Genomic DNA, 11,776 nt, shown 5'->3' with positions numbered 1-11,776 from the left:
GTTATTGACGTTAATGTCGCTATCGGTATTCTTTAAAATCTATTTAAATGCAGTGAACTGTTATGAATGACTTTGATTATAAGCCTCCCACAGACCCTTGGTTAGATACCATCTATAAAGATAAAGATATGATTGTATTTAATAAACCTGCTGGGATCTTATCGGTACCGGGGCGTGATATTGAACGACATGACAGTATCTACAGTCGTCTGCTTGAATTACATCCTAATAGCCATACTGTTCACCGCTTAGACTTAGCCACTTCTGGTGTGATCATTTTTGCTTTAAAAAAAGAAGCTGAAAGGGCGCTAAAAATACAGTTTCAAGAACGTGAAACAAAAAAAATCTACTATGCGCGTGTTTTAGGACATGTGCCACAGCCGCAAGGTTGTATCGATGTACCACTGAGTAAAGACAAAGAGAACCCGCCAAAACATAAGGTTGATTTTGAATCAGGTAAAGCCTGTAAAACCTTTTATGAAGTGGTGAGTTATGGAAAACAAAGCACATTAATTAAATTGATGCCTGTTACAGGGCGAACTCATCAATTACGATTGCATATGATGGCAATGGGTTACCCTATTTTAGGGGATGATTTTTATGCAGATCCGTTGGCATTAAGTTTATCTCCTCGTTTGTTATTGCATGCAAGTGAAATAAGCATCAAGCATCCTTACACTAAAAAAATGGTGTGCTTTAAAACTGATGTCCCCTTTCTAGAGGCCATTGGTGAGCAATAGTTAGCTTGGCTATAGTTAATCTGATCTTAGTTTTTTAATAGCAATCGCACTCATCTTATTTTTCTTTTTCGCATACAAAAAAACCTTGGTCATTGCTGAACAAGGTTTTTTATTAAGCTTAATAAAACAATGTTATTAGTGGTTAAGCTTGATAACCGCCTTTAATGCCCTTAGTGGTAACCGATACAGCATCATGCGCGTGTAAACTTTCATAATGATTTACGCGTAACCAAAAATCACTAAATTGTGTTTGTTGATGTAATGCATATTGTAATTGACGTGCAGCATCTTCACAGAACATTAAGTTTTGACCATTTAAACGTGCAAATTCTTGTTCATCTTCACGTTTTACCGCTGCTTGTACTGGCGTTTTTAATGTTGCTTCAATTAAATCAATCAGTGCAATAATTGGGAAGTTATCAGCAGTTGTCTGAAGTTTAACTTTCACCTGTGCAACACTACGTTGGCTATGCGGTGTTGCTACAATACCTTGAGTAGAACCTAACCAAGCCACAATTTCGTCTTTATCAAGTGTTGCTGCTTGCGCATATTTTTTACTGAATGCATCTTGAATCAATTGACGAGCTAACGCTGCTGAACATGGGCAAGTTGAAGAATATGGCACATCAACTTGAAGCTCAATATCCAGCTCTCCGTCTATTAAACGTCCGATAATAACAATTGGGTAAGCTTTCCAACCACGTTTTTCACTGATTAATGATTTGCGACGTAAATTATAATCAAATGCGATTTTAACAAAGGCTTCTGAACTTAAGTCTTGATGACTCTCGATAAACCCTTCTAATAAAGTCGTTAATGTCGCTAACGTTAGTTCAGATTCTGTTGAAAGTTGATCTAGTTGCAGGTACAAGCGTGACATGTGAATGCCTTTGGCTTGCGGGTCACCCAGATTAACAAATAATTCAGCATTAGCACTGACTTGTTGAGCAGGGCAGTTATCTGTTTGTACCATCAATGGTAACTCAATATTACTCATACCTACGCGATCTAACGCGCCTTCTGTTTGAGCTTGTGCACTATTTGCGATATCTGGCATTGCCATTCAATAAGGCTCCCTTCAACATGCTTTACATGGATAAATGAATATAAAAAGAAGCGCGCATTATAAACGGGATCACAAAAATTAAAAACCACCAAATACAAAGGTTTTATCTAAGTGATTGATAATTTATCCCTATACTTAAAAAATGATTGATTTTAAATGCTTTATTGATGTCGATTATGATTATATGTCGAGTCTAGGTGTAAAATGAATTGGATGAAGTTATAACGATACAATGCAACATCCAATTGCCTTTATTTGTATTGTGTCTCAGATAAATGAATATTGAATACAGAATAACAAACCCTGAGCACTTGGGATTATTTTTAATGGCTAAAAAACGGTTACACTAAGCGTCCTATCATTTAATCCTGTCATTCATTTAAGTTATTAATATTGTGAGGAACTGTGAGTTTATTTAATCTAAAAACATGGGTACATTATTATGTTTCGCTCTTGAAACGTTTAGGCCCTATAAAATTTAGTATGTTGTTAGCCTTTGCGATTATTCTAGGCGATGCTTGTATTCAAATTATCATTGCACAGCTATTTTCTGAAACACTCGATATGGCTGATATTTATCGTTCAGTTATGTTAGGTTTATTGATCACACCTTGGGCGGTGTATTTTTTAACGGTAGTGGTTGATGATTTAGATAATGCGCGTCAACGTTTAGCAATGACAGTCGCTAAATTAGAGAAAATATCACAGCGAGACAAAGCTAAAACACACTTGTTAGAAAATGAGATTGTTGATCATCAAAAAACACAGCGGCAACTGCGCGAAGGGAAAAAATTACTACAATCTTTTTTTGATACCTCTCCCGACTTGATTTTTCATCGAGATTTAGTGGAGCGCTTTGTCAGTTGTAACAAAGCAATGGAAGAGATCTCGGGTAAAACAGAAGCTGAATTAATTGGTTTATTACCTGCTGATATCTATTCCGATGAGTATGCTCACTCTGTGTCATTGAGACATAAAAAAGTGATTGAAACGCATCTTGAGCAGATCCATGAAACGTGGTTGGAATACCCAAACGGGCGCATGGCCTATTTTGAAATCCGTGCGTTGCCCTTATTTAATAGCCAGCGTGAATGTGTTGGTTTAATTGGTTTTGGTCGCGACATTACTGAGCGTAAAAAACACCAGGAATTTTTAGAAAAAGCCAGTCGCGATAAAACTACTTTTATTTCAACGATTAGTCATGAACTGCGAACGCCACTCAATGGTATCGTTGGCTTAAGTCGCATGTTACTAGATGAAAACTTTAATAAAGAACAGACTCAATATCTTAAAACCATTCATATGAGTGCTATCACCCTAGGGAATATATTCAATGATATTGTCGACCTTGATAAGTTAGACAGACGACGTCTTAATTTAGTCAATGACTGTATCAATGTAGATGATTTTATTAATGATTTACAAAGCCTTGCGTATATTCAAACGGAGCAAAAAAAGTTAATTTTAATCTTCAAACAACAAGGGGAGTTACCTAAATGTATTAACTCTGATGGTACCCGTTTACGACAAGTCCTATGGAACTTGATCACTAATGCCGTTAAGTTTACCGAACAAGGTGAAGTGACTATACGTTGTAGCAGTTTTATAGAAGATCAAAAAACATGGTTAAATTTTGAAGTCGAAGATACTGGCGTTGGTATTCCCAAAGATAAGTTAGATAAAATATTCGCCATGTACTATCAAGTGCAGGGGGAGCGTCATGCAACGGGAACGGGTATAGGTTTGTCGGTTTCAAGCCAAATTGCTAAAGCAATGAATGGGCGTTTAACGGTTCGTAGTGAATTAGGAAAAGGCAGTACATTCACGCTTAGTTTACCGACAGTGTGTGTTGCTGCATCAAAAAAAGAGTCAATCTTCCAAGTACCAACATTGTCTATTTTGCTAGTAGAAGATATAGAACTAAACATCTTAGTTGCAAGGGCCTTATTAGAAAAGCAAGGTCACCATGTAGATGTGGCAATGGATGGACAGCAAGCGCTCGATAAGGTGGCCGATAAAGAATATCAGTTGATTCTGATGGATATACAATTGCCGGACATGAATGGTTATGAGGTGACACAGCGTCTACGTGAAATTCATTCTGAATTACCGCCAATCGTTGCCTTAACAGCAAATGTATTTTCCGATACACAGCAGTTTATTGAAAAAGGCTTGGATGATGCAATTGGTAAACCCTTAAGTTTGCCTTTATTTAATAGCATGTTGGAACGCCATTTCAGTGAACAAAAAGAAGTGGTTACTAATCTCATTAATGTGCAGCCTGCGATACAAAAAGCGCCTAAGGTTGAATTATTTAATGAACAAATGTTGAAAGAATTAATGGAGTTTTTACCGACTTCAGTGATGTTAGATAACGTCTCTTTATTTGAAACTATGATGCCTGAATATTTGTCTATTCTAGAAAGTCATATGGTGGCAAAAAATGAAAAAGGGATCGCTTCGCAATCACATAAAATTAAAGGTGCTGCCGCTTCCGTAGGGCTATTACGTATTCAGAAGTTAGCGCAAAAGATGCAATCCCCAGACTTACCGGCTTGGTGGGACAATATTGATGATTGGCAAGAGTTGATCAAAGTCGGTTACCTTGAGGATGTAAAAAAACTGAGGAAGTGGATTGTTGCCAATAGCGGGTAATATCTATGTAGATTAGGTCTGAAGGTTTTTAAATTGGGTTAATAAATAAGGTGATTTTTACAATTTAGGCTTTCTAATTGAACGATTTTAATTAGTTGGCTCTAAGCCTAATTAAACCAGATAAATATGCTACAAATAATAAAAAAGGCCAGTAAAACTGGCCTTTTTAAATTTAATCAATGTAGATAACGATCTCTTTTTTGTTTACTTTAAATTCGCTCCACATTGAATTGGCAATAGCAGCGAGTTATTCTAATTCACCACAAAAGCGGTAACCTTCACCGTGAATCGTCGAAATAATTTCTGCTGACTCTGGGACGGTTTCAAAGTGTTTACGAATACGACGTATGGTGACATCTACCGTGCGGTCATGCGCTTTTAATTCTCGTCCTGTCATTTTCATTAATAGATCCGCTCTAGTTTGTATTTTCCCTGGATTTTCAATGAAATGTAAAATCGCTCGGAACTCACTACGCGGTAGTTTGAACACTTCACCATTGGGGCTAATCAACGAGCGACTATCTATTTCTAGTGTCCAACCACTGAATTTATAATGCTCAACCTTTTGGCGTACTTGCTCAAAATATAGGGTGTCTTGCATGGTACGTGTTAATAAGTTGCGCGCTCTAATGGTCAATTCACGCGGATTAAAAGGTTTAGTAATATAATCATCTGCGCCAATTTCTAAACCAAGGATTTTATCCACTTCGTTGTCACGACCGGTTAAGAAAATAAGTGCAATATTTTTATGTTCACGTATCTCTCTTGCTAATAAAAGTCCATTTTTACCTGGTAAGTTAATATCCATGATAATTAGGTTTATTTCATTTTGCTCTAATACTTGGTGCATTTCAGTACCGTCATTAGCTTCAAATACTTGATAACCTTCGGCTTCAAAAACGCTTTTTAATGTACTTCTTGTTACTAACTCATCTTCTACAACTAAAATGTTAGCGCTAGACATGAATTGACTCCTATAAAAATTAATAATGCTTTGCTCAACCTGTGCGGGATAATATTAGGTTAAGTGAAACTGTCATGGCGCGCAGATTTTCGGCCGTTTTTTTAAACAATTAATCATGCTAAATTTAATGCTGTTTAAAAAGTCTCAGTTTTCAGTGCTTAAAGTGTAATTACTTAACATATAGATAACAACTTATTATGGATTTAAACAAGCGTTTTACCTTGTCTATTTGATATTTATCAAGTCACAGAGGCTGGGAATTAACATTTTGTTATTTGTTATGCGAATTAATTGCAAGCTCGATCGGTTGTTTGTTCCAGTACGCTATAAGCTTTGATATAATCTCACCATAAATTTATTTAATAATGAAACTATTAACACACATGTATTTTATTTTATTTTCTCCGCTCAAACCGAAGAAAGCTGCGCTTAGTTCGCAGCTTTTTTTGCTATTTGTAAAAAAGAAAATCTATACATTCATAAAACCCGCTATTGAAAGCGGGTTTTTTCGTATTAAAGCAGGGAGGTACGATGCGCGTACTTAAATTTGGCGGCACTTCATTAGCAAATGCTCAACGTTTCAATCAGGTGGCTGATATTGTTATTAACAATCAGCAACAGTCTCAAATCGCTCTTGTATTATCAGCGCCTTCAGGGGTGACCAATAACTTGGTAGCGGTAGTAGAAAAAACCAGCCAAGGATTGTCTGCTGATGAGCATTTAATTGCAATTCAAAAAATCTTCTCTGAGCTCATTAAAGGCCTAAAAGAAACCTACGCAGAATTAGCAGACGACTTGTTACGCAACACCTTTGAAAATGAAATTGCTGAACTGAGTAATTTATTAGAAGGCGTGCGTTTATTAGGCCAATGTCCAGCGAGTATCGAAGCACGTATTTTAAGTAAAGGTGAAGTGTTAAGTGTTGCTTGTATGAAGCAATTGCTTATTGCTAAAGGCCAAGATGTTGAAGTAATTGTGCCTCAACAAAAATTAATCTCTTTTAAAGGTGGTTATTTAGAAGCACAAATAGATATTAAAACATCACGAAAATTATTAGCTGAAGATGCAATTGTTGCTAACGCTATCTATTTAATGCCGGGCTTTACAGCAGGTAATGAAGAAGGTGAAACATTAGTTTTAGGACGTAATGGTTCAGATTATTCAGCTGCCGTTTTAGCCGCTTGTTTAAAAGCAGAATGCTGTGAAATATGGACCGATGTTGATGGCGTTTACAGCTGTGACCCGCGTTTAGTTAAAGATGCAAAATTACTCACATCGTTAAGCTATGCAGAAGCCATGGAGCTTTCTTATTTTGGCGCAAAAGTATTGCATCCAAAAACTATCGCGCCTATTGCGCAGCACCATATTCCTTGTCTTATTAAAAATACACATAATCCTCAAGCGGAAGGTACCTTGATTAGTGCACAAACAAGTAATCAGAAGTTACGTGTAAAAGGCATTTCAGATCTTAAAGGACTGAGTATGCTAAGTATTTCAGGCCCTGGTATGAAAGGAATTGTAGGCATGGCGGGTCGTATCTTCTCGACGGTTTCTCGTGCTGGTGTTTCAATTATTTTGATCACTCAATCTTCATCGGAATATAGTTTAAGCTTTTGTATTTATTCAAATGATACACAACAAGCGATAGATGCATTAACTGAAGAATTTAGCCTAGAATTTGAAAATAATTTACTAGAAGAAATCGATGTGATTGACAAACAAGCTATTATTTCGCTTGTTGGTGATGGCATGAAAAAAGAAAAAGGTGTTGCCGCGCGTTTCCTAACCGCACTGACCGATGCTTCTATTAACGTGACTGCAATTGCACAGGGATCTTCAGAACGTTCTATCTCTGCCGTTGTTTCTGAGAAAAAAGCCAATGAAGCAGTGATTGCATGTCATCACAGTTTCTTTAGCAGTACGCAATTTATTGACCTGTTTGTAATTGGCTGTGGTGGTGTTGGTGGTGCATTGATTGATCAAATTCATCGCCAACAGACCTATTTAGCAGAACGCAATATTGCGATTCGAGTTTGTGGTGTGGTTAACAGCCGTGCGATGTTATTGGATGTTCATGGTGTTGACCTAAACAATTGGCGCGATTTATTAAAAGATGCCACTGAAGAGTTATCGCTAGTGGCAATGAAGAACCTCGTTAATGGTTCGCATATTATTAACCCTGTGATTGTTGACTGTACTAGTAATGATGGTATTGCAGCACGTTATGTTGACTTTTTAGGCGCAGGTTTCCACGTGGTCACTGCCAATAAAAAAGCTAACACAAGTAGCATGGATTACTACCACCAGTTACGTTTAACTGCGTTAATGAAACGTCGTAAGTTTTTATATGATACTAACGTGGGTGCTGGTCTACCGGTAATTGAAAATATACAAAATCTATTCAACGCAGGTGACCGTTTAGTTAAATTTAATGGTATTTTATCTGGCTCTTTATCGTTCATCTTTGGTAAGTTAGATGATGGAAAATCATTTTCAGATGTAACCTCTGAAGCGCGTAATCTTGGTTTTACTGAACCTGACCCTCGTGATGATTTAAGTGGAACAGACGTTGCGCGTAAGCTACTTATTTTAGCCCGTGAGTCTGGAATGGACATAACGTTAGATGATGTCGAAGTAGAGCAAGCATTACCGCCTGGTTTTGATGATACTGGGACTGCTGATGAGTTTATGGCACGTTTGCCAGAAGCAGATCAGTACTTTAAACAGTTGCAAGATAAAGCTAATGAAGAAGGTAAAGTATTACGTTACATTGGCAGCATTGAAGATGGTAAATGTAAATGTAGTATTATGGCCGTGGATGAAAACGATCCATTGAATAAAGTAAAAGATGGCGAAAATGCGCTGGCGTTTTATAGTCAATATTACCAACCTATTCCGTTAGTATTGCGCGGTTATGGTGCTGGTACGGAAGTCACGGCAGCAGGTGTGTTTGCTGATGTACTTCGTACATTGAACTGGAAACAGGAGTTCTAACATGGTTGCAATTTTTGCTACTATAAAACAATTTAAAAATGCTTGCGTAATGTGTTTTACGAACAGCGTTCAAATTCAGAAACAGGGGTTTTAATATGTCTATTGTTGTTTACGCTCCAGCTTCAACGGCAAATGTAAGTGTGGGATTTGACGTATTAGGTGGCGCTTTAACTCCTATTGACGGTTCTCCATTAGGTGACCGCGTTATGATCACTAAAGGTGATTACGGGTTTTCATTACAATGTGTTGGCCCTTATGCACATAAATTACCCGATGACTCTAAGAGTAATATTGTTTACGACTGTTATTTAGCTTACCAGGCGGAGCTTGCAAAGCAGCATAAAGAAATATTACCCGTGTCATTGACCTTAGAAAAAAATCTTCCTGTTGGAAGTGGTTTGGGGTCTAGTTCAAGTTCCATCGTAGCTGCACTAGAAGCCTTAAATGCATGGCATGACTATCTATTAGATGAGCATGTGATGTTAACTATCATGGGTGAAATGGAAGGTAAAATTAGTGGCAGCGTACATTATGATAATGTTGCTCCTTGTTACCTTGGTGGTATGCAATTGATGATCAATGAAGGTGGCGTTATTAGCCAGACCATCCCTTCATTTAAAGAGTGGTATTGGGTAGTTGCTTATCCTGGTATTACTATTTCAACCGCCGCAGCTCGTGACATATTACCATCGCAATATCGCTTGTCTGATGCCTTGACTTATGGCCGTCGCTTAGGGGCATTTGTGCATGCTTGTCATAGTGAACAACCGGCTTTAGCAGCGTTAATGCTGAATGACGTGATTGCTGAACCTTATCGTTCTCAATTGATTCCAGGTTTTGATCAAGCGCGCTTATTTGCACAACAAAGTGGTGCACTGGCGATGGGGATTTCTGGCTCTGGCCCAACGGTATTTGCAGTGATGAGTGATTTGTCACAAGCAGAATTATTAAAAACTTGGTTAACGGAAAACTTTCTTCAAAATGAAGAGGGGTTCTGTCATATTTGTCACCTTGATGAACAAGGTGCACGCGTGTTAGGAAAAGAATTATGAATTTATACAACATTAAAGACAACAGCGAACAAGTCAGCTTTCAACAAGCTGTTAAACAAGGATTAGGGCGTGGCCAAGGCTTATTTTTCCCTGAAGCTATTATTCCATTAGACAATATCGATTCGTTACTTGAAATGAATTTAGTGGATCGCTCAACTGAAATTTTATCACATTTGATTGGTGATGAACTGAGCAAGCAAGCTGTTTATGAAATCGTATCTAATGCCTTTACTTTTCCTGCTCCAGTTAAAAAAGTGACTGAAAATATTAATGCATTAGAGCTATTTCATGGTCCTACGTTAGCCTTTAAAGACTTTGGTGGCCGTTTCATGGCGCAGTGTTTAGCGCAATTCAAAGACGATGGAAAAATCACTATTTTAACCGCTACATCTGGTGATACTGGCGCTGCAGTTGCGCATGCTTTTTACGGCATGGAAAATATTAATGTTGTTATCCTTTATCCAAAAGGAAAAATTAGCCCATTACAAGAAAAATTATTTTGTACATTAGGTGGCAATATCACAACGGTTGCGATTGAAGGTGACTTTGATGATTGTCAGACGATGGTTAAACAAGCATTTGATGACCAAGAGTTAAAACAAGCAGTGGGTTTAAACTCTGCAAACTCAATTAATATTAGTCGTCTTGTTGCACAAATTTGTTACTACTTTGAAGCGTTTGCACAATTATCTGTTGAACAACGTGATAACTTGGTGGTTTCGGTACCGAGTGGTAATTTTGGTGATTTAACGGCGGGGCTATTAGCTAAAGCGTTAGGATTACCGATTAAACGTTTTATTGCTGCAACCAATGAAAATGATACGGTGCCTCGTTATTTACAAGAAGGCACATGGGCACCGAAAAAGACTGTAGCAACACTTTCAAATGCGATGGATGTGAGTGCGCCAAATAACTGGCCACGTATTGAAGAGCTATTTAAAGTTAAAGGCTGGTCATTAACGGAACTAGGTTATGGCAAGCTGTCGGATCAAGAAACAAAAGACACCTTGATCGAAATGGATAAACTAGGTTATTTATGTGAGCCACATGGCGCAATTGCTTATCATGAGTTGACGAAACAGCTTAAAGATAACGAAACTGGTTTGTTCTTATGTACAGCGCATCCTGCTAAGTTTAAAGAAAGTGTTGAAGATATTTTAGGGCGTGACATTTTCATTCCTGAAGAGTTAGCATCACGTGCAGAATTGCCTCTATTATCAAAAGAGTTCCCTGTTGATTTTGCAAAAGTACGTGAATTACTCATGTCTTTATAAGCTTCAACTACTTTTTAAATAATAAACAAGGGCGTATTACACGCCCTTTTTTGGGAGTTAAAAATGGGTAAAGTATTAAACGATCTGTTAAAGCAATTAAGCTTAGAAAAGTTAGAAGAAAACTTGTTTCGTGGTGATAGCCAAGATTTAGGGTTTGGCGCAGTATTTGGTGGCCAAGTAATGGGGCAAGCGATTTCTGCTGCTAAAGAAACCGTTAAAAAGGAACAGCAAGTACACTCATTTCACTCTTATTTTTTACGTCCAGGTAAAACAGATCGGGCTATTGTTTACGATGTTGAAAGAATTCGCGACGGTAATTCACTTTCTGCAAGACGAATCAAGGCTATTCAAAATGGTAAGCCTATTTTTTATATGACCGCTTCATTTAAAGCACCTGAAAAGGGCTTTGAGCATCAAGATGAGATGCCTGAAGCACCTGCCCCAGAAGATCTTATTTCTGAGCAAGAGATGGCTTTATTACATTCTGACCTGTTACCCGCTTCTATTCGTGACAAGTTAGTTGCTGAAAAACCGATAGAAATGCGTCCAGTAACATTAATCAATCCTATTGAACCTGAAATTGAACCGGCAACACGCTTAGTCTGGTTTAAGGCTAATGGACGTATGCCCGATGATTTACGCGTTCATCGCTATTTATTAGCCTATGCATCAGATTTCAATTTTTTACCAACAGCATTACAACCGCATGGTGTTTCTTTTTTTAGTGAAGGTATGCAAGTGGTGACGATTGATCACTCAATGTGGTTCCACCATGATTTTCGCTTAGATGAGTGGTTACTTTATTCGGTAAAAAGTTCAGTCGCATCCGATGGCCGTGGTTTAGTGTCAGGCAAGTTTTTCTCTCGAGACGGCAAGTTAGTTGCCTCCACTATTCAAGAAGGGCTGATTCGCCAGCGTCGTAAAGCAAAACCAGAAGCAAAGGTAGAAACGAGCGAAAAATAGCATTTTTTAGAAAAAGTGACTATGAGAAAAAGGTGACTACAAACAGGATGGCTATTTTGGATAGTTAT

8 protein-coding genes are annotated in these 11,776 nt (G+C 37.8%); 6 read left to right on the top strand and 2 right to left on the bottom strand.

Going from position 1 to position 11,776, the window contains the following annotated elements; translation table 11 throughout:
• The first annotated feature begins 62 nt into the window (after positions 1–62).
• Positions 63–740 carry a pseudouridine synthase gene (locus tag MT391_RS05665; RefSeq protein ID WP_499442219.1) on the top strand — a complete coding sequence of 226 codons (678 nt, stop codon included), beginning with the start codon at positions 63–65 and terminating at the stop codon, positions 738–740.
• A gap of 142 nt (positions 741–882) precedes the next feature.
• On the opposite strand, the gene folE2 is transcribed toward MT391_RS05665, so the two are convergent.
• A complete protein-coding gene (gene folE2, locus MT391_RS05660; protein WP_166371874.1) occupies positions 883–1,803 on the bottom strand; it encodes a GTP cyclohydrolase FolE2 in 921 nt (306 codons plus the stop codon).
• Positions 1,804–2,211: 408 nt separating this feature from the next.
• Between folE2 and arcB the strand changes: the two genes are divergently transcribed.
• Positions 2,212–4,461 (top strand): aerobic respiration two-component sensor histidine kinase ArcB, encoded by a 2,250-nt coding sequence (gene arcB / locus MT391_RS05655; RefSeq protein ID WP_499497178.1) that lies wholly within the window; start codon positions 2,212–2,214, stop codon positions 4,459–4,461.
• A 247-nt stretch (positions 4,462–4,708) separates the two neighbouring features.
• On the opposite strand, the gene arcA is transcribed toward arcB, so the two are convergent.
• Positions 4,709–5,425: a two-component system response regulator ArcA gene (gene arcA, locus MT391_RS05650; RefSeq protein ID WP_166371872.1), complete on the bottom strand. Its 717-nt coding sequence runs from the start codon at positions 5,423–5,425 to the stop codon at positions 4,709–4,711.
• Positions 5,426–5,956: 531 nt separating this feature from the next.
• Here arcA and thrA point away from each other — a divergent pair.
• The 4 genes from thrA (at position 5,957) to tesB (ending at position 11,708) form a co-directional block, all read left to right on the top strand.
• Positions 5,957–8,419 (top strand): bifunctional aspartate kinase/homoserine dehydrogenase I, encoded by a 2,463-nt coding sequence (gene thrA / locus MT391_RS05645; RefSeq protein ID WP_299659065.1) that lies wholly within the window; start codon positions 5,957–5,959, stop codon positions 8,417–8,419.
• Positions 8,420–8,514: 95 nt separating this feature from the next.
• Positions 8,515–9,471 (top strand): homoserine kinase, encoded by a 957-nt coding sequence (thrB, locus tag MT391_RS05640; RefSeq protein ID WP_166371870.1) that lies wholly within the window; start codon positions 8,515–8,517, stop codon positions 9,469–9,471.
• Positions 9,468–10,745 (top strand): threonine synthase, encoded by a 1,278-nt coding sequence (gene thrC, locus MT391_RS05635; protein WP_166371869.1) that lies wholly within the window; start codon positions 9,468–9,470, stop codon positions 10,743–10,745. The genes thrB and thrC overlap by 4 nt, the downstream gene beginning before the upstream one ends.
• A gap of 63 nt (positions 10,746–10,808) precedes the next feature.
• On the top strand, positions 10,809–11,708 hold the full coding sequence (gene tesB / locus MT391_RS05630) for an acyl-CoA thioesterase II (protein ID WP_299659075.1): 900 nt from the start codon (positions 10,809–10,811) through the stop codon (positions 11,706–11,708).
• Positions 11,709–11,776 lie beyond the last annotated feature (68 nt).

The organism is Vibrio sp. 1-Bac 57 (genome assembly GCF_037546855.1).
Lineage (GTDB): Bacteria > Pseudomonadota > Gammaproteobacteria > Enterobacterales > Psychromonadaceae > Psychromonas.
The sequence above is the reverse complement of the archived record's forward strand: the minus strand, read 5'-3'. Positions and strand labels throughout refer to the sequence as shown.